The 18,201-nt window shown below is 71.9% G+C and carries 17 protein-coding genes; 9 read left to right on the top strand and 8 right to left on the bottom strand.

The window, feature by feature from the left end:
* Positions 1-16: 16 nt before the first annotated feature.
* On the top strand, positions 17-592 hold the full coding sequence (locus tag ACYVLT_RS18840; protein ID WP_461121493.1) for a hypothetical protein: 576 nt from the start codon (positions 17-19) through the stop codon (positions 590-592).
* A 185-nt stretch (positions 593-777) separates the two neighbouring features.
* The gene (locus ACYVLT_RS18835) at positions 778-1,326 is read left to right on the top strand and encodes a DUF3558 domain-containing protein (protein ID WP_461121492.1); all 549 of its coding nucleotides are present in this window, start codon (positions 778-780) and stop codon (positions 1,324-1,326) included.
* A 14-nt stretch (positions 1,327-1,340) separates the two neighbouring features.
* On the opposite strand, the gene ACYVLT_RS18830 is transcribed toward ACYVLT_RS18835, so the two are convergent.
* From ACYVLT_RS18830 to ACYVLT_RS18810, 5 genes are read right to left on the bottom strand one after another with little or no spacing between them, the layout of a single operon-like run.
* Positions 1,341-3,410, bottom strand: a complete 2,070-nt coding sequence (locus ACYVLT_RS18830) for a glycoside hydrolase family 36 protein (protein ID WP_461121491.1) — start codon at positions 3,408-3,410, stop codon at positions 1,341-1,343.
* Positions 3,407-4,270 carry an ABC transporter ATP-binding protein gene (locus ACYVLT_RS18825; protein ID WP_461121490.1) on the bottom strand — a complete coding sequence of 288 codons (864 nt, stop codon included), beginning with the start codon at positions 4,268-4,270 and terminating at the stop codon, positions 3,407-3,409. Before ACYVLT_RS18825 ends, ACYVLT_RS18830 begins: the two co-directional genes overlap by 4 nt.
* Positions 4,267-6,093 (bottom strand): dipeptide/oligopeptide/nickel ABC transporter permease/ATP-binding protein, encoded by a 1,827-nt coding sequence (locus tag ACYVLT_RS18820; RefSeq protein ID WP_461121489.1) that lies wholly within the window; start codon positions 6,091-6,093, stop codon positions 4,267-4,269. Before ACYVLT_RS18820 ends, ACYVLT_RS18825 begins: the two co-directional genes overlap by 4 nt.
* Positions 6,094-6,110: 17 nt before the next feature.
* A complete protein-coding gene (locus ACYVLT_RS18815) occupies positions 6,111-7,100 on the bottom strand; it encodes an ABC transporter permease (protein WP_461121488.1) in 990 nt (329 codons plus the stop codon).
* 28 nt (positions 7,101-7,128) lie between these two features.
* Positions 7,129-8,817: an ABC transporter substrate-binding protein gene (locus tag ACYVLT_RS18810; protein WP_461121487.1), complete on the bottom strand. Its 1,689-nt coding sequence runs from the start codon at positions 8,815-8,817 to the stop codon at positions 7,129-7,131.
* Positions 8,818-8,973: 156 nt separating this feature from the next.
* Here ACYVLT_RS18810 and ACYVLT_RS18805 point away from each other — a divergent pair, with 156 nt between their 5' ends.
* On the top strand, positions 8,974-10,245 hold the full coding sequence (locus ACYVLT_RS18805) for an ROK family transcriptional regulator (RefSeq protein WP_461121486.1): 1,272 nt from the start codon (positions 8,974-8,976) through the stop codon (positions 10,243-10,245).
* Positions 10,246-10,299: 54 nt separating this feature from the next.
* Here the strand turns inward: ACYVLT_RS18805 and ACYVLT_RS18800 are convergent, their stop codons facing one another.
* Positions 10,300-10,938 carry a ThuA domain-containing protein gene (locus ACYVLT_RS18800; protein ID WP_461121485.1) on the bottom strand — a complete coding sequence of 213 codons (639 nt, stop codon included), beginning with the start codon at positions 10,936-10,938 and terminating at the stop codon, positions 10,300-10,302.
* Between the two features lie 115 nt (positions 10,939-11,053).
* Positions 11,054-11,701 (bottom strand): TetR family transcriptional regulator, encoded by a 648-nt coding sequence (locus ACYVLT_RS18795; RefSeq protein WP_461121484.1) that lies wholly within the window; start codon positions 11,699-11,701, stop codon positions 11,054-11,056.
* Positions 11,702-11,788: 87 nt separating this feature from the next.
* Between ACYVLT_RS18795 and ACYVLT_RS18790 the strand changes: the two genes are divergently transcribed.
* The 5 genes from ACYVLT_RS18790 to ACYVLT_RS18770 all read left to right on the top strand — a co-directional run bounded on the left by ACYVLT_RS18790 (position 11,789) and on the right by ACYVLT_RS18770 (position 15,849).
* Entirely contained in the window at positions 11,789-12,502 is a 714-nt protein-coding gene (locus ACYVLT_RS18790; protein ID WP_461121483.1) for an MSMEG_6728 family protein, read from the top strand.
* A 63-nt stretch (positions 12,503-12,565) separates the two neighbouring features.
* A complete protein-coding gene (locus tag ACYVLT_RS18785) occupies positions 12,566-13,042 on the top strand; it encodes a DoxX family protein (protein WP_461121482.1) in 477 nt (158 codons plus the stop codon).
* Positions 13,043-13,138: 96 nt separating this feature from the next.
* Positions 13,139-13,978 (top strand): SDR family oxidoreductase, encoded by an 840-nt coding sequence (locus ACYVLT_RS18780; RefSeq protein WP_461121481.1) that lies wholly within the window; start codon positions 13,139-13,141, stop codon positions 13,976-13,978.
* Positions 13,979-14,109: 131 nt separating this feature from the next.
* Positions 14,110-14,538, top strand: a complete 429-nt coding sequence (locus ACYVLT_RS18775) for a YciI family protein (protein WP_461121480.1) — start codon at positions 14,110-14,112, stop codon at positions 14,536-14,538.
* Positions 14,539-14,607: 69 nt separating this feature from the next.
* Positions 14,608-15,849: an RNA polymerase sigma factor gene (locus tag ACYVLT_RS18770; RefSeq protein WP_461121479.1), complete on the top strand. Its 1,242-nt coding sequence runs from the start codon at positions 14,608-14,610 to the stop codon at positions 15,847-15,849.
* Between the two features lie 29 nt (positions 15,850-15,878).
* Here the strand turns inward: ACYVLT_RS18770 and ACYVLT_RS18765 are convergent, their stop codons facing one another.
* Positions 15,879-16,745 (bottom strand): DMT family transporter, encoded by an 867-nt coding sequence (locus ACYVLT_RS18765; RefSeq protein WP_461121478.1) that lies wholly within the window; start codon positions 16,743-16,745, stop codon positions 15,879-15,881.
* Positions 16,746-16,806: 61 nt separating this feature from the next.
* Here ACYVLT_RS18765 and ACYVLT_RS18760 point away from each other — a divergent pair.
* Positions 16,807-18,201 (top strand): aminotransferase-like domain-containing protein (locus ACYVLT_RS18760; RefSeq protein ID WP_461121477.1); only part of this gene is annotated, 1,395 nt, incomplete at its 3' end.

The raw sequence follows: 18,201 nt of genomic DNA, 5'->3' as shown, positions 1-18,201 counted from the left end.
TGATACCGTCGCCCCCATGGTGGCCCAGCCGATCCGGTCGACGGGTGGAGTGGTCGGCATCGAGTACGGACACTTCTACGTCGAATCGCGGGGGTTGCGCGAGCCCCCGCGATTCCTTTTCGACGATGACGGGGGATTCCTCGGCGCGATGGACGACGTCATCGCGCTGAGGGTCGCCTCCGACGTCACCCGGCACGCCCTCCTCCAGGTCGAGGTGTGGGACGTGCCGCCGGTCACCGGGGGACCTGACGGCGCGCGGCGCGGCGAGCGGACCGTGCGGTTCACCGAGGCCGCGGTGCACGGGCGAGCGGTGTCGGCCACCGCGCCCGAGACCGCGGTCCTCGAACTGGGTCCCGCCGGCACGTACCACGCCCGCGCGTTCCGCTGGGGCGCCGAGACCGCCGAAGCCGTCTTCCGCGCCAACCCGCACGCCCCCGTGCACCGGGTGGAGAGCTTCCTGCTCCAGTTCTGGCCCACGGCCGAGCCGGACGTCCCGGTCGTCCGAGCACCCCGCTCCGCACCCGGCGAGCTCGGGGCGTTCCGCGACCGGTTGGACGACTGGCTGCGCAGCCGGGGCCCGGACCCGGGATGAGCCCGCGGCACCACGCTCCCGGTCGGTCGCGGGACGGCCGGCCACCGCCTCCCGGTCGGTGCCGGGACGGCCGGCGCGCAGGCGCCCGGCCGGCGCTGGAGCGTGGCACGGCGGTCTAGCGGCGGTCCGGTGCGATTGGTTACCGTCGACGCACGAAGCGTCAGCTGACCGACCAGGAAGAACCCGTGAACCCTCGACTCATCCTGGCCGGTGTCGCTGTCGTGGTCGCGGCCCTCGCCGCCTGCGGCGGCCCGGCCGACGGTCAGCTCGGCCAGACCACCGCGTCCCAGAGCACCCCCACCTCCCAGAGCACCACCGCGCCGCAGGTCGGCCCCAGCAGGGGTGGCCCGCTGGACGGCGCCGACCCGTGCGGCCTGCTCACCAAGGGCGAGGCCGAGCAGGTCACCGGCGCGCAGACCGCCGACCCGGTGGTGGAGCAGCTCGGCTCGGCGCGGGTGTGCAACTTCGCGCCCCAGAAGGCACGGCTCGGCGTCGGTATCCGGACCACGGCCGGCCTGGACCAGGTGCAGTCGAACGGCAACGTGGTGCAGGACCTCGTGATCGGCCGCCACCAGGCGAAGCAGGCCATCGGCGCCACGGGCAGCTGCGGGATCTTCATCGGCGTCACCGAGTCGTCCCGGGTCGACGTCGTGCTGAACTCGGGCAGCCCCGACGAGGACCCGTGCCCGGCGGCGATGCGCGTCGCCGAACTGGTCGAGCCGAGGCTGCCCTAGCTCCGGTGTGACGATCAGGCCGTCAAGCGCACCACGACCGCGGCCGGGGTGGCGCCGGTGTGGGCGGCCCGCAGCACCCCTCGTGCCACGTCCCACTCGAAGGCCCACTCCGGCGACGTCACCGGGAACACCGGGGACACCGCCACGTCCCGCCCGCGCAGGTGCGGCACCGGCAGGTCGACGGCCGGTGCGGCGTCGGGCAGGCGCCACACCGTCAGGTAGCCGTTCTCCGCCGCGCGCAGTCCCTGCGCCACCCAGGCACCGCTGCGGCCGGTCAGGCCCAACGGCCAGAACGGCACCGACGTGGCGATCTCCGGCCGCAGTCCTTTGTGGACGGTCACGGCCTCGCGGACCAGCGCCCGTTGCGACGCGTCCATCAGGTCGACCCGGCCCGCCAGGTAGAGCCGGCCCAGGATGCCGGTCGCCAGCGTGAACGCGGCTTCCGACGGGGTCATCCCCGGCTGCGCGTAAGCCCAGTTGCCCGCCTGCTCCGGCAGCACGGACGCGGGCGCGGCGGCCGCGATCGGCGGGTACAGCAACGGGTTCTGCTGGTCCGAGGTGGACTGGACGTGCAGCCGCGACATCATCGCGTAGTCCATCCGCATGGCGCCGGACGCGCAGTTCTCCAGCAGCAGCCCGGGATGGCGCGCCAGCAGCGCGTCCAGCCACGCCAGGTGCGCCCGGTTGTGCCCGAGCAGCCCGTCGCCCGGCGCGACGCCGCCGACGTCGGTCCCGGCGCCCGGCATGATGTTGTAGTCCAGCTTTAGGTAGCCGATGCCGAACTCGCCGACGAGCCGGTCGACGACCTCGTCCACGTGGCGGACCGCCGCGGGGTGCCGGAAGTCCAGGTGGAACCGGCCGTGCTCGCCCACCCGCGCGCCCTGGCGCTGGAAGAACGCCTCGTTGGGCAACGACCTCGCCAACGCCGACCGCACGCCGACGACCTCCGGCTCCAGCCAGATCCCGGGCACCATCCCGCGCTCCCGGACGCGGTCGGCGACCTCGCCGAACCCGCCGGGGAAGCGGGTCCGCGACGGGCGCCACTCACCGACGCTGTCCCACCACTTGCCGTCCTCGTCGTACCACCCCGCGTCGACGCAGAAGTAGTCCGCGCCGACGTCGGCGGCGGCGTCGACCAGCGGCAGCAACTTCTCCGTGGTCGGGTCGCCCATGAGGGTGTTCATGTAGTCGTTGAAGATCACCGGCAGCTCGGGCGCACGGCGGTCGCGCACCGTGGCCCGGCGCTGCCGCGTCAGCGCGCCGAACGCCTCGTCCACGCCGCCCGCCGCCACCGCGACCGACACCGGCACGGTGGTGAAGCCGTGCCCGGCCGACACGACCCGCGACCACTGGTGCTCGGCGTCGGTCGGCCCCAGGACCGCCAGGTACGCGCCGGCGACGGTCTCGCCGACCTCCCAGTGCCACGCGCCGTTGTGCTCGACCTGCCACGCCATCGCCCAGCTGTCGTCCCGCGCCACCAGCACACCGGTGGGCAGGTGCTCGCCGGTGGACCACGAACTGCGCGACGTCAACGCGAACCTGCTGCGCGACGCGTGGTGGTGCACGGTCGGGTCCATGGACACCAGACCGGCCTCGCGCAGCGGCGTGCGGTGCCAGCGCGACTCGGCGACCCAGTCCGAGTCGCCGTGCACGAGGTCGACCTCGTCCACCGAACGGCCGGCGTCCACCAGGAACGCCCCGGTCGACAGGGAGGTCACGGCTTGCAGGCGGACCTCGCCGTCGCCCTCGACGTCGACCTCGGTCCACGTCCGGACCGCGGGCACGCCGGCCACCCCCTGGAAGACCGACGTCACCACCAGCCCGCTCCCCGGGTCGTGCTGCACGACCCGGAGCTCGTCGACCGAGGCGACGTGCGAGCGGTACCGCAGGCGGGCGCCGATCGTGGTGTCGGCGTAGCGGTGGCTGCCGGGGAACCGGCCGTGGCCGAGGGCCTGCACCTCGACCAGCGGCACGCCGACGCCGTCCGGCGGTCCGCCCGGCCGCGTCGAGACCAGGCTGACCGGCCGGTCCTCGGCGTGGCCGAGCACCAACCGGATCCCGCCGGTGGACCAGGTGACCGTCATGTGGCGACTTCCTCCCACGCCCCGGTGTTGTGGTCGTACGCGGCGGCGGCGCCCGCTCGTTCCACGTCGGCTGGGTCGATCTCGACGGCCCGGCCGCGCGCCTCCGGGTTCGGCGCGGCCGAGGCCAGGATCTTGGTGTACGGGTGCTGCGGGTTGAGGATCACCTCGTCGGCCGGTCCCCGCTCGACCACGCGCCCCTTGTAGAGCACGAGGATGTCGTCGGAGAAGTGCCGTGCGGTGGCCAGGTCGTGGGTGATGTAGAGGACGGCCAGGTCCTCCTCGCGCTGCAACCGCGACATCAGGTTCAGCACGCCGAGCCGGATCGAGACGTCCAGCATCGACACCGGTTCGTCGGCCACCACGACCTTCGCCCCCGGCGCCAGCGCCCGCGCGATGGCCACCCGCTGCCGCTGACCGCCCGACAGCTCGTGCGGCCGGCGGCCGGCGATCTCGCGGCCGGGCAGCGACACGCGTTCCAGCAGCCGCACCACGTCGTGCCAGCCGTGCGGCTTGCCGTGCAGCTTCAACGGCCGCGCCAGGTGGTGCTCGATGGTGTGGAACGGGTTCAGCGAGGCGAACGGGTCCTGGAACACCATCTGCACGTTGTCCCGGTACGCCCGCTCGGGCACCCGGTCGCCGTCCGGCCCGGTCACCGTGATGGAACCGGCGCTGGGCTTCTCCAGCCGGGCGATCATCCGGGCGATGGTCGACTTGCCCGAACCGGACTCGCCGACCAGCGCGACCGTGCGGCCGGGCGTGAGGGTGAACGACACGTTGTCCACCGCGCGCAGCCGCACCCGGCGCAGGCCGACCCGCACGTGGAAGTCCTTGACCAGCTCGTTCGCCGCCAACGTGGTCATCGGACGCCTCCGGACGGGGTGGGCTCGCCGGACCGGTCGACCGGCGTCATCTGCTCGCCGGAGCGGACGAACGAGCCGCGTTCGCCGGTCAGGCTGGGGAACGAGTCGAGCAGTTGGCGGGTGTAGGGGTGCTCGGGCCGCTCGAACATGTCCTGCGCGGGCCGGTACTCGACGACCTCGCCCTCCTTCATCACGGCGATGCGGTCGGCGAGTTCGAGCAGCAGCGGCAGGTCGTGGGTGATGAACAGCACCGCGAAGCCGATCTCGTCGCGCAGCCGGAGGATCTCGCGCAGGATGCCGCGCTGCACGACCACGTCCAGCGCGGTCGTCGGCTCGTCCATGATCATGACCTGCGGGTCGAGCAGCAGCGCCATGGCGATCATCACGCGCTGCCGCATGCCGCCGGACAGCTCGTGCGGGAAGGAGCTGAGCCGGCGCACGTCCACGCCGACCAGCTTGAGCACCTCCTCGCACTTGGCCCTGCGCTGCGCCTTGGTCATCTCCGGCCGGTGCGTGGTGAGCACGTCGTCGAGCTGCGCCCGGACGGTGATGACCGGGTTCAGCGCGTTCATCGCGCCCTGGAACACCATCGACAGCTTCGACCAGCGGAACGCCCGCAGCTCACCGGGCGTCAGCGCGAGCACGTCGACGTCACCGCCCTCGCGGTCGTGAAAGGTGACCGAGCCGGTGGTCACCTCGGCGGGCGGGCGGTGCAGCCGGTTGATCGCGTAGGCCAGGGTCGTCTTGCCGCAGCCGGACTCGCCGGCCAGGCCGAGGATCTCGCCGCGCCGCAACGTGATCGACACGTCCTTGACCGCGTGCACCGGGTTCTCCACCTGGTAGACGACGGACAGGCCGTCCACGGTCAGCACCACGTCGTCGTCCGTGCGGTCCGCGGGCTCGGGCGTGCGCGCGGCCTCGGTCTTGGCGCGCCGGGGGATGTCGCGCAGCTTCGGGTTGATGATCTCGTCGATGCTGAAGTTGACCAACGCCATGCCGCAGCCGAACAGGGCGATGATCAGGCCGGGTGGCACGAACCACCACCACGCCCCGCGTTGCAGCGCGAAGCTGTTCTGCGCGTAGTAGAGCATCGTGCCCAGCGTGGACGAGTTGGACGCGCCGAGGCCGAGGAACGACAGGCCCGCCTCGCTCAGGATCGCGTAGATCACCGAGAACACGAACTGCGAGGCCAGCAGCGGCAGCAGGTTCGGCAGGATCTCGACGGTGATGACCCGCCACGGCTTCTCGCCGGAGACCTTCGCGGCGGCCACGTAGTCCCGGTTGCGCAGCGACAACGTCTGCGCCCGCAGCACGCGGGCCGACGCGGCCCAGCCGGTGATCGCCAGCACCACCGCGATCGTCCACGTGCCGCGCTGGTCGGCGGGCACGAACGCGGAGATGACGATCACCAGCGGCAGGCCGGGGATCACCAGCATCACGTTCGAGAACAGGTTGAAGCCCTCGTCGACGTACCCGCCGATGTAGCTGCCGACGATGCCGAACAGCGCCGACAGGAACGTCGCCATCACGCCGACCATCAGGCCGATGTAGAGCGATCCCCTGGTCGCGTGCGCGAGCTGCGCCACGACGTCCTGGCCGGTCCACGTGGTGCCCAGCCAGAACTCGCCGCCCGGCGGGGTCAGGCTGATGTCGCGGATCGCGTTCGGGTCGCCGACCAGCAGCGGGCCGACCACGCCGAGCAGCGTGATCAGCGCGATCAGGACCAGGCCGACGCCGAGCTTGGGCGACCGGCGCGGCAGCATGGACCGCCAGCCGGCCCGGCCGCGCGGAGGCTCGACGGTGACAGCACTGAGATTCGTCACGGTGTCCGTTCTCCTTCTCAGCCGCTGACGCGGGTGCGCGGGTCGATGACGGCGTAGAGCAGGTCGACCACGAGGTTCGCGCCGAGCACGGCGACCGTGATCACCAGGAAGATGCCCTGCATGAGGGCGTAGTCGTTGTTCTGCACCGCTTGGAGGAGCTTGGACCCGATGCCCGGGTAGGAGAACACCTGCTCGGTGATGATCGAGCCGGACACCACGAACCCGAGCGAGATCGCGAAACCGGCCACCGACGGCAGCACCGCGTTGCGGGCCGCGTACCTGATCATGATCCGCGAGTCGCGCAGGCCCTTGGCCTTGGCGGTCAGCACGTAGTCCTCGGCGGTGGCCGACACCATCATGTTGCGCATGCCGAGCAGCCAGCCGCCGACGGAGGAGATGACGATGGTCAACGCGGGCAGCGTGCCGTAGTAGATCGCCGAGCCGATGAAGTCGGCGTTCCAGCCGGGCCACAGCACGACGTCGTAGCCGCCCTGCAACGGGAACCAGCCCCACGCCGAGGACAGCACCGCGACCAGGATCAGGGCCAGCCAGAAGTAGGGCACGGCGGCCAGGACGGTGGTGGCGGGCACGAGGTTGTCCAACCACGTGCCGCGCCGCCACCCGACGAACGTGCCCAGCACGATGCCGAGGGCGAACGACAGGAACGTCGCGATGCCGACGAGCATCAGGGTCCAGGGCAGGGCCTCCGCGATGATCTGGGACACCGGTGTCGGGAACGAGCTCACCGAGATGCCCAGATCACCGCGGAACATGTTGCCCAGGTACGCGGTGTACTGCTGGAAGAGCGACTCGCCGCTGTTCGTGCCGAGCAGCAGCTCGTACGCCCTGCGGGCCGATGGGTCCACGGTTCCGCCGCGTTGCGCCAGCTTCGCCATCAGGATGTCCACCGGGTTGCCCGGCATGAGCCTCGGGATGAAGAAGTTCAGCGTCAGCGCCGCCCAGAGGGCGACCAGGTAGAACGCGAACTTTCGGGCGTAGTACCTCATCGGTCCGCCTATCGCCTCACTCAGTCGTTCACTGGCCGGCCGGCTTGAGCTTCAGGTAGATCTCGGAGTGCTCCGGGCGCGCCCAGACGGCCGGGAACGCGTAGAGGTCGTCCTTGGTGGGCCAACCGGTGAACTTCTTCGCGTTGAACTCGCTGGTGGTGCCGCCGGTCAGGACCGGGATGTACGGGATCGACTCCTCGATCCTGGTCTGGATGGTGTCGAAGTACGGCTGCCGGGCGGCGTCGTCCTCGGGGTCGACACCCTTCAGCGCGGCCAGCGCGGCGTCGACCTCGGGGTTGGAGAACCGGGCGAAGTTCGGGTTCGCCACCTCGCCGACCTTGGCCGTGGTGGCGGTGCTGAAGAAGTAGGACGCGTTGTAGAACGGGTCGGGCGCGGGGCCCTGGTGCAGCGAGTCGATCAGCAGCTCGAACTCGCCGCGACCGCGTGCGTCGGACCACTCGTTCCAGGACAGCTGCTGCGCGGTGACCTTGATGCCGACCTTCTGCAGCTGCTGGCTCATCGTGTCGACGGCGGTGATGTAGTCGGTCCAGCCGGCGACGACCTTGAGGGTCAAGGCCAGCGGCTTGCCGTCCTTCTCGTAGACGCCGTCGCCGCCCTTGGTGTAACCGGCGCTCTCCAGCAGCTGCGTGGCCTTGGCCTCGTCCGGCTGCATCGGCGCCGTCTTCTCCTTGAGCTTGCCGGAGATCTGGTCCTTGTCCCGGTCGAGCAGCGCCGCGCCGGGCGAGACCTCGCTGGAGGTGTTCTCGAACGCGAGCGCGTTGATCTGCGTGCGGTTGATCGCGTAGAAGATCGCCTTGCGCACGGCCACGTCGGTCTGCGGGCCCTGGCAGCCGAGGGCGGCGTTGGAGCAGGTGAACAGGGCCGTCTGGTTCATCGGGATGGTGATGGCCTTGTAGCCCGGGTAGTTCTTCTCGACGTTGGCGATGTCGGGCACCGGGCCGGTCTGCCAGTCGATCTGGCCCTGCCGCAGCGCGGCCTCACCGGACTGGTTGCCCGAGAGCGCCAGGTAGCGGACCTTCTTGAGGGCGGGCTCGCCGGAGTGGTAGCCCGGGTTGGCCTTGAGCGTGAAGGCCTGCGCCTTGAACTCGTCGAGCATGAACGGACCGGTGCCGACGGGCTCCTTGACGACGTCCGCCGACGGGTTCGAGATGTCCTTCCACTTGTGCTCGGGGACCATCCAGATCCGGCCGAGGACCTGCGGACCCTCCATGTAGGACGGCTCGGAGAACTTGACCGACACGTGGGTGTCGTCCACGGCGGTCGCGACGCCCTTGTAGCCGGTGCCGTTCATGGCCGGGTTCTTGGTGATCATGTCGAGGGTGAAGACGACGTCCTTGGCGGTGAACTTCTGCCCGTCGGTCCACTTGGCGTCGTCGCGCAGCACGATGTCGAGCTGGGTGCCGTCGGCGTTCCACTCGAAACTCTTGCCCAACCGCGGCCTGGGTTCGACGTCGCGGATGTTGTTGAAGAAGAACAGCGGCTCGAAGATCGTGCCGGGGCCTTCGAGCATCGTCGGCGAGAAGGGGTTGAAGTTCAGCTGCCAGTCACCGGACTGCCCGGTGTACACGATCAGCGTGTCCTTGTTCTCGTCACCGCTCGAACCCGATCCGCCACACGCAGTTGCGAGCATGGCGACCGCGGCCAGTCCGGCCGCCGCCGTGCGCGCCCGTGAGAAGCGCCTTGCCTTCAGGAACATCGTCGATTCCTCTCGTGGCCCGAGACCGGCCGCGGTCCCGCGTTGAGGCAGATTGTTAAGTCATCGAAGAAACGAAGTCAACACCTCGGCGTCATCTACCGGTCAAGTTGCTACCCTTCGTCCAACGAACGAACTAAGACGGACGCGGGGGACCTCGTGAGCGGACCGGCGCGGGCGACGCAACACGCGAGCAGCAAGTCCGCCGTGCTCGACGTGATCCGCGCGGCGGGCACGATCAGCCGCGTCGGCCTGATCAACGCCACGGGTTTCACCGGTGCCACGATCTCGACGGTCGTCCGCAAGCTCATCGACGAGGGCCTGGTCGTGGAGACCGGCCGGGCGGAGTCCACCGGTGGCAAGCGGAGGGTGCTGCTCCAGCTCAACCACTCCTCCCGGTACGCCGTGGGCGTGCACCTGGACCACGCGGGCATCACCTACGTGCTGACCAATCTCGGCGGATCGGTCGTCGCGCGCATTTCGAGGGCGGGCGCGGGCGCGGCCGAACCGCGGACCGTGGTGGCGCGGATGGCCGCCGAGGTGAAGGGCCTGATCGACGGCGTCGGCGTGGACCACACCACCGTGCTGGGCCTCGGCCTGGTCTCCCCCGGACCGCTCAGCTCGGACACCGGCATGGGCCTGACCCCGCCGGCCATGCGCAAGTGGGAGGACTTCCCGCTCGCGCAGGAGCTGGAGCGGGCCACGAGCCTGCCGGTGGTGCTGGACAACGACGCCACGGCGGCGGCGCTGGGCGAGCACTGGTCGGGCGGCATCGGCGGCACGGCCATCTCGGCGGCGCTGTACATGGGCACGGGCATCGGCGCGGGTCTGGTCATCAACGGCATCACCTACCGCGGCAGCAGCGGCAACGCCGGGGAGATCGGGCACATCTGCGTCGACGCGAACGGGCCGCAGTGCTGGTGCGGCGCGCGCGGGTGCGTGGAGGCGTTGGCCGGTCCCGCGGCGGTGGTCGCGGCCGCGCGGGCGGACGCGGCGCTGGCGGGCTCCGCGGGGTTGACCGGCCGGGCGAAGTCGGTGTCGTCGGACTTCGCGGCGGTGAGCCGGGCGGCGCGGCGGGGCGAGCCGTCGGCGTTGGCGATCCTGGAGCGGTCCGCGCGGTACATCGCGGTGGCGGCGCGCACGTTGGCCAACATCATGGACCTGGAGGTCCTGGTGCTGACGGGGCCGAGCTTCGCCATCGCCGGGTCGGTCTACCTGCCGGTGGTGCGCGACGAACTGGACCGCGCCTTCTTCTCCCGCGCCGCGCACGGCGTCGACGTGCGACTGTCCCGTTCGGCCGCCACGGCGTCCGCGATCGGTGGCGCGGCGCTGGTGCTGCAATCCGAGCTCGTGCCGCTGCACGAGGGTCTGCGGCTGCCGGAGAACCTGGCCGACTCCGAGCCCGCCGCGTTGCCCGCTTCGGGGGCGTGAGCGGGTTCCGCGGTGCGGAGGGCTGACCTGCCGTTGAGGCTGTTGCCTGCGGTGTCAGTGCGTGGAGCGCGCGGCCCAGAGCAGGCCGCGTTCCACCATGGTGCGGACGGGCGGCAGGGCGAGGTCGGCGGGGAGGTGGCCGATCGTGCAGGCGAAGACCCGACCCGCGCCCCAGCGGCGCGTCCACACCGCCGGCACGGTCAGCTGCGCGTGCCACGGAGCCGCGGCGGCGAAGGTGGTGGTCGCGTGGACGTCGTTGAGGCCGTCCGACAGCACCCAGTACTGCTCGGTCCGCAACGGGAACCCGGACAGGCCTTCCACCACGGGGTGCGTCGAGGTGATCTCCACCCGGTGGTCCACGAAATCACCCGGGTGGGCGACGAACTGGCCACCGACCAACTGCATGTAGCCACGAGAGTGGCGGAAGGCGTCGACCAGCCCGCCGTGCCAGCCGGCCAGCCCCGTGCCGCCCCGCACCGCGGCTTCCAGGCAGGCGAACTGGTCGTCGGTCAGCACGCCGTCGCTCCAGCACTGGAGGACCAGGTCGTAGGCGCCGAGCCCGGCGTCGTAGACCTCCAGCGAGTCCGACACGTCGACGGAGAAACCCGAGGACCGCAGGAACGGCAGGAAGGAGTCGGTGGCCTCGACCGGCGAGTGCCCGGCCCAGCCACCGCGAACCACGAGTGCCTTCACGGGACCGAACCCTAGGCGATCGACCGGTCGTGGCGGCCGTGCCCGGGACGTGTTGCGGCGTGGGGCGGTGGGGTGGTCGATCGGCGCGACCCGGCCGGGCACCCCGGGCCGGTGGTCACGTCGTGGCGCGGGCGACCAGGCCGACCAGTTGGTTGACCAGGCCCTCGGTCAGGCCGTCGCGGACCAGGTCGGCCGCCGTCGGCCCGCCCATCTCCCGCATCACCTGCGCGACCGCGTCGGTCGGGTTCGCGTGCGGCCACAGGCCGGCCGTCATCACCAGGACCGCACCGGCGAAGTGCCGCGCCGCCGCCTCGTCCAGCACCGGCACGCGTGCCCGCACGAGGTCGGCCAGCCGGGCCGTGCGGGCGCTCGCCCGGCGCTTGAACACGCGCGCGAAGTCGACCCGGATGTTGCGCTCCAGCACCCCCGCCATGCCGCTGACCAGCTCGCACAGCAGCCGCCGCCGCAACAGCGACGTCGCGACCGCCGTCGCCACCTCGACCGGGTCGGACAGCGCCGCCAGCCGCTCCTGCACCTCGTCCAGCCAGGCGCCCCACTCCTCGTCCAGCACCTCCAGGAAGATCGCCTCCCGGCTGTCGAAGTACCGCAGCACGTTCGACTTCGCGAGCCCCACCCGGTGGCTCAGCTCGCGCAGGCTGATGTCGGCGACGGGCCGCTCCCGCAGCATCGCGCACGCCGTGTCGAGGATCGTCCGCCGCCGCTGCTCCACCTGCTCGGGCCGCCTGGCGCGCTGGAACTCCACCGCAGCAGGTTAACAGCCCACCGGTCTGTTGCCTGCCTGCCGCCCGGCGGTGCGGTTGAGTGCCGGCCCGCGGGGTAGGTGGCTGAGGTGCAGACGTTCCTGCCGTGCGCGACCTTCGGCCGCAGCGCCGCCGCCCTCGACTCCCGGCGCCTGGGCAAGCAGCGCGTGGAGACCTTGCAGATCCTGCGGGCCCTGGTCTGGCCCGAGTACGGCTGGAAGAACCACCCGGCCGTGGCGATGTGGCGCGGGTTCACGCCCGCGCTGGTCGCCTACGGCGTGGCGGTGTGCGACGAGTGGCGACGCCGGGGGCACCGGGACGGCGTGCGCGCCGTGCTGCTCGACTACACCGGCGGCCGGGAGCCGTCGTGGTCGTGGTGCCTGGCCGAAGGCCTGCTCCCGCCCTGGCTCGGCGACGACGACCTGCACCGCAGCCACCGGTCCGCCCTCCTGCGCAAGGACCCCGACTTCTACCGCCCGCTGTTCCCCGACGTCCCGGACGACCTCGACTACGTCTGGCCCGGACCGGTGTTCCCGCTGGACCTCCCCGACACACCCGGCCTGGTCGCGTGCCGGCTCGACCGCCCCGCCCTGCCCGACGAGCACCTCCCGCCGGCGCCACCGCTCGACCACCGACCCGGCCCGTCGGTCGCCCGCGTGCCCACCGAGGCCGACCTGGCGGCCATGCGGGCCGAGGCGACCGACCCGCGGCCGGTCCGGTTCTTCCGCCGCGGCCAACGCCTACCGGCTCCGACCAGCCGTTTCACCCTGCGGCTCGACTTCCCGGAAAAAAGTTCGGCGTAGGTGTCGATCCGGCGGGGTCCCCGTTCGTCGCCTAGGTGAGACCACCGAGAAGGGGAGCCCGAGATGACCACGACGTCCGACACCCGCCGCGCCGCCGCCCACACCACCGCCGTCAGCACCGCCACCAGCGCAGGCGCCGCCAAGCGCAACGACCTGGTGCTCGCCGCGTTCCGCATCGTCGTGTCGTTCCTGTTCGGCTGCCACGGGTTGCAGGGCCTCGGTTTCCTCGGCGGGATCGACGGCCAGGGCACGGCGGTGCCGTTCGGCTCCTGGCCGGGCTGGTACGGCAGCGTGATCGAGCTGGTCGGTGCGGTCCTGGTGCTGGTCGGCCTGGCCGCGCGCCCGGCGGCGTTCGTGCTCTCCGGCGTGATGGCCTACGCCTACTTCACCGTCCACCAGCCCGAGGCGCTCCTGCCGGCGCACAACATGGGTGAGCTGGCCGCCGTCTACAGCTGGGTGTTCCTGCTGCTCGCCGCCTTCGGCCCCGGCGCCTTCTCGCTCCAGCGCGCCCTGCGCAAGCGGACGCGCACCGGCCGGTAGCCGGTAGCCGGAACGACAGCTCGCCGACGGCGCGCCTCCACCGGGAGGTGCGCCGTCGGTGTGTTCAGGCCCCACCTGCGTGGGCACCCTGCGGACATGGCCGAGACCCCGATCAAGTACCCAGGGTTGACCGACGACGTCCGCCCCACGCCGGACCACGGCGAGACGACCTACCGCGGCACGGGACGACTGACCGACAAGAGGGCCCTGATCACCGGTGGCGACTCCGGCATCGGCCGCGCCGTCGCGCTGGCGTTCGCCCGCGAAGGCGCCGACGTGCTCATCGCCTACCTGCCGGCGGAGGAGAAGGACGCCCGCGACACCGCCCGGCTGGTCGAGGAGGCCGGCCGCAAGGCGGTCACCGTCCCCGGCGACCTGACCGAGGAGTCGCACTGCGCGGCCGTCGTGGCCCGCGCCGTCGAGGAGTTCGGCGGCATCGACGTCCTGGTCAGCAACGCCGCCTACCAGATGGCGCAGGAGGGCGGCCTGCTCGACATCACCTCCGAGCAGTTCGACCGGGTCATGAAGACCAACGTCTACGCGATGTTCTGGCTGTGCAAGGCGGCCGTGCCGCACATGCCCGAAGGCTCCTCGATCATCACCACGTCGTCCATCCAGGGCTTCCAGCCCTCGTTCCAGCTGCTCGACTACGCCACCACCAAGGCCGCGATCGTGAACTTCACCAAGGGCCTGGCGCAGAACCTGGTCGACCGCAAGATCCGGGTGAACTCGGTCGCACCCGGTCCGGTGTGGACGCCGCTCATCCCGGCGACCATGCCGCCGGAGAAGGTGGAGGGCTTCGGCGAGCAGTCGCCCATGGGCCGGGCCGGGCAGCCCGCCGAGCTCGCGCCGCTGTACGTCTTCCTGGCCTCGTCCGAGTCGAGCTACATCACCGGTGAGGTCATCGGCGTGACCGGCGGCTCGCCGATCACGTAGAACCGCTGGTCAGAGGCTCGCCAAAAAATCTTGGAAGAATCTCGGGTCGCGTGTCGATCCGGCACCCCGTTCGATCGTCGCGTCAGTAGGGCCAGGATGGACCGGCCGACGAACCCGACAGGGAGATCGAGATGCGTTTCATGGTGATCGTGAAGGCGACCGAGGAGACCGAGGCCGGCGCCCAGCCGACCGAGGAGCAGCTCAACGAGATGGGGGCGTTCAACGAGGAGCTGGTCAAGGCCGGCGTGCTGCTGGCGGGCGAGGGCCTGCACCCCAGCGCCAAGGGCGCGCGGGTCTACTTCTCCGGCGACCAGCGCACCGTCGTCGACGGGCCGTTCACCGAGACCAAGGAGCTGATCGCGGGTTTCTGGCTGCTGGAGCTCAAGTCGCTGGAGGAGGCGGTCGAGTGGGTGAAGCGGGTGCCGAACCCCACCGGCGAGGAGTCCCAGATCGAGATCCGGCAGGTCTTCACCGAGGACGACTTCGTCAACGCCTCGGAGGAGCTCAAGGCGCGCGAGCGCGAGCTGCGCGCGGAGCAGGACGCCCGCGCCAAGGGCTGAGCCGACCGGCGGCGCGCGCGACGTCCGCTTGCCGACGCGCATCGGTAGCTGATCTGATCACGGGTCGTGATGGCTACCGATGCGCGTCGTGCGGTCGAGGCGGTGTGGCGGATCGAGTCCGCCCGCCTGATCGCCGGTCTGGCGCGGATGGTGCGCGACGTCGGACTGGCCGAGGAACTGGCCCAGGACGCGCTGGTCAGCGCCCTGGAGCAGTGGCCGGAGCAGGGCGTGCCGCGCAACCCGGGCGCGTGGCTGATGACGACGGCGAAGAACCGGGCGGTCGACCAGTTCCGGCGCGGGCAGAACTACCGGCGCAAGCTCGCGGAGATCGGGCGGGACACCGAGTTCGACCACGCGCCGGACGCCGCCGCCAAGATCGGTGACATCGACGACGACCTGCTGCGGCTGGTGTTCACCGCGTGCCACCCGGTGCTGTCGACCGAGGCGCAGGTGGCGTTGACCCTGCGCATGTTGGGCGGCCTGACCACGGACGAGATCGCCCGTGCGTTCCTGGTGCCCGAGGCGACCGTGGCGCAGCGGATCGTGCGGGCGAAGAAGGCGCTGGCCAAGGCCGGTGTCCCGTTCGAGGTGCCGGCGGAGGACGAGCGGGACGCCCGGTTGGCGTCCGTGCTCGGCGTGATCTACCTGATCTTCAACGAGGGCTACTCGGCCACCGCGGGCGAGGACTGGATGCGCCCGGCGCTGTGCGAGGACGCGCTGCGGCTGGCCCGCGTGCTGGCCGGCCTCATGCCGCGCGAACCCGAGGTGCACGGCCTGGTGGCGTTGCTGGAGGTGCAGGCGTCCCGGGCCAAGGCCCGCGTCGGCCCGGACGGCGAACCCGTGCTGCTGCTGGAGCAGAACCGGGCGCGGTGGGACCAGCTGCTGATCCGCCGGGGGCTGGCGGCGTTGGCGAAGGCCGAGTCGTTGGGCGGCGCGGGCGGCCCGTACGCGCTTCAGGCGGCGATCGCTGCGTGCCACGCGCGGGCACGCGTGCCGGAGGACACCGACTGGACCCGCATCGCGGGCCTGTACGAGGCGCTGTCGCTGGTCGCGCCGTCGCCGATCGTCGAGCTCAACCACGCGGTGGCGATCGGGATGGCGTTCGGGCCGGCGGTCGGCTTGGAGCTGGTGGACGAGTTGGTGGACGAGCCCGCGCTGAAGGGCTACCACCTGCTGCCGAGCGTGCGCGGTGACCTGCTGGCGAAGCTGGGCCGGCACGGTGAGGCGCGGGAGGAGTTCGAGCGGGCGGCCGGGCTCACCCGCAACGAGCGGGAGCGCAAGTTGCTGCTCGATCGCGCGGCGGGCTGTTGAGCGCTACCGGCTGGGACGGTTGTGCGGCGTCAGCCTCGGTCGAGTCGGATGCGTACGGCGAAGCCCGCGCAGAGGATGACGGCCAGTCCACCCAGGGCGGTCGGCCAGGTCAGGTGCTCGCGCAGCAACAGCGCGGCCCACCCGATGGTCAGCACGGGCTGGACCAGCTGCACCTGGCTGACCCGCGCCATCGGGCCGATGGCCAGGCCGCGGTACCAGGCGAAGAAGCCCAGGAACATGCTCACCACGGCCAGGTAGGCGAACGCCGCCCACTGGACCGCGGTCCCCGCCGGCGGTTGCCGAACCGCCGAGACCGCCGCCAAGGTGATCATCACCGGCGAGGACAGCACGAGGGCCCAGGACACCGTCTGCCAGGAGCCGAGCTCACGGGCGAGCAACCCGCCTTCCGCGTAGCCGACCGCCGCCGTGGCGACCGCGCCGAACAGCAGCAGGTCCGACCAGCGCGGCGGCCCGAACCCGCCGCCCGACAGCGACGCGAACACCAGCGCGGCGAGCACGCCCGCCACGGCCGTCCCCCAGAACGCCGACGGCGGCCGTTCCTTGCCGCGCAGCACGGCCATGACCGCGGTCGCCGCCGGCAGCAGTGCGATCACGACGGCGCCGTGCCCGGCCGACGCGGTGGTGAGCGCGTAGGAGCTCAGCAGCGGGAAGCCGACGACGACCCCGCCGGCGACCACGGCCAGCCGGGCCCACTGCGTGCCGGTCGGCCTGGGCTGTCGGGTCAGGGTGAGCGCGACGGCGGCGAGCAGCGACGCGACGACCGCCCGTGCCGAGCCGATGAACAGCGGCGACAGGCCCACGACGGCGACCCTGGTGAGGGGCAGGGTGAACGAGAACGCCAGCACGCCGAGCAGTCCCCAGGCCAGGCCGTCCACTCGCGCTCGGGGAGTCGATAGCACCGGCGTCGATCCGACAGTAACGCTATCGTGTCCCGACATGTCCAACGATAGCACCGCGCGCATCGTCGCCGGTCTGCGCGAGTGGATCGCCCAAGCTCCGCCGGGCGCGCGGGTGCCGGCCAACCGGGCGCTGATGGCCGAGTACGGCGCGAGCCCGGTGACGGTCCAGAAAGCGATGCACGCGCTGGCCGCCCTCGGGCTCGTCGAGGCCCGTCCCGGCGTGGGGACGTTCGTCCGCGCGGCACGGGCGGTGCGGCCGCCGGACTACGGCTGGCAGACCGGCGCGCTGCGCTCACCGCAGGCCCGCCTCCCGGTGCTGGCCACGCCCCTGCGCGGGAACCCGCCGGACGCGATCGGCCTGCACGCGGGCTACCCCGACCGCGACCTGCTCCCCGAACGGCTGGTGCGCGCCGCGCTCACCCGGGCCGCCCGCACCGAGGCGGCACTGGTCAAGTCGGACTCCGCCGGGCTGCCGGAGCTGCGGGCGTGGTTCGCGAGCGAACTCGCCGAGGCCACGCCGACCGGCATCACCCCGCCCGCGCCGCGCGACGTCGTGGTGCTGCCCGGCAGCCAGAGCGGCCTGAGCTCGATCTTCCGCGCCCTGGTCGGTTCCGGGCAGCCGCTGCTCATCGAGTCGCCTGGCTATTGGGGAGCGATCCTGGCCGCGGCGCAGGCCGGCGTGCGGGTGGTCCCGGTGCCCAGCGGAGCGGGCGGGCCGGACCCGGGCGAGTTGGCACGTGCCTTCGAGGAGACCGGGGCGCGGGCGTTCTACGCGCAGCCGAACTACGCCAACCCCACCGGCGCGCAGTGGTCGCCGGAACTGGCCGGCCAGGTCCTGGACGTCGTGCGCGCCCACGGCGCGTTCCTGGTGGAGGACGATTGGGCGCACGACTTCGGGATCGACACCAGCGCGCGGCCCGTGGCGGCGCACGACGACGCGGGCCACGTGGTCTACCTGCGTTCGTTGACGAAGAGCGCGTCACCGGCCGTGCGGGTCGCCGCCGTGATCGCCCGCGGCCCCGCGCGCGACCGCGTCCTCGCCGACCGGGGCGCGGAGTCGATGTACGTCAGCGGCGTGCTCCAGGCCGCGGCGCTCGACATCGTCACCCAGCCCGGGTGGCGCACCCACCTGCGCAACCTGCGCCACCAACTGCGCGCCCGACGTGACCTGCTGGTGCGGAGCCTGGCCGAGCACGTGCCGGACGCGCACCTGGAGCACGTGCCGCCCGGTGGGCTCAACCTCTGGGCCCGGCTGCCCGACGCGACCGACCTGGACCGGCTCGTTCGGGAGTGCGAGGCCGAGGGTGTGGTGATCGCGCCTGGCGGGGAGTGGTTCCCCGCGGAGCCCTCGGGTGCCTTTATCCGGCTCAACTACTCCGGGCCGGGGCCGGAGCGGTTCCCGGATGCGGCGCGGGTGCTGGGGCGGGTGTTG

The organism is Saccharothrix stipae, assembly GCF_054781895.1.
This window is presented reverse-complemented; position numbering and strand designations above follow the sequence as displayed.

What these genes read in the sequence shown, in the direction of transcription:
- ACYVLT_RS18810 (WP_461121487.1), bottom strand. Translation starts at nt 8,817, where the DNA reads ATGTTCCTGAAGGCAAGGCGCTTCTCACGGGCGCGCACGGCGGCGGCC.
- ACYVLT_RS18840 (WP_461121493.1), top strand. Translation starts at nt 17, where the DNA reads ATGGTGGCCCAGCCGATCCGGTCGACGGGTGGAGTGGTCGGCATCGAG.
- ACYVLT_RS18775 (WP_461121480.1), top strand. Translation starts at nt 14,110, where the DNA reads ATGCGTTTCATGGTGATCGTGAAGGCGACCGAGGAGACCGAGGCCGGC.
- ACYVLT_RS18770 (WP_461121479.1), top strand. Translation starts at nt 14,608, where the DNA reads ATGGCTACCGATGCGCGTCGTGCGGTCGAGGCGGTGTGGCGGATCGAG.
- ACYVLT_RS18780 (WP_461121481.1), top strand. Translation starts at nt 13,139, where the DNA reads ATGGCCGAGACCCCGATCAAGTACCCAGGGTTGACCGACGACGTCCGC.
- ACYVLT_RS18785 (WP_461121482.1), top strand. Translation starts at nt 12,566, where the DNA reads ATGACCACGACGTCCGACACCCGCCGCGCCGCCGCCCACACCACCGCC.
- ACYVLT_RS18830 (WP_461121491.1), bottom strand. Translation starts at nt 3,410, where the DNA reads ATGACGGTCACCTGGTCCACCGGCGGGATCCGGTTGGTGCTCGGCCAC.
- ACYVLT_RS18815 (WP_461121488.1), bottom strand. Translation starts at nt 7,100, where the DNA reads ATGAGGTACTACGCCCGAAAGTTCGCGTTCTACCTGGTCGCCCTCTGG.
- ACYVLT_RS18825 (WP_461121490.1), bottom strand. Translation starts at nt 4,270, where the DNA reads ATGACCACGTTGGCGGCGAACGAGCTGGTCAAGGACTTCCACGTGCGG.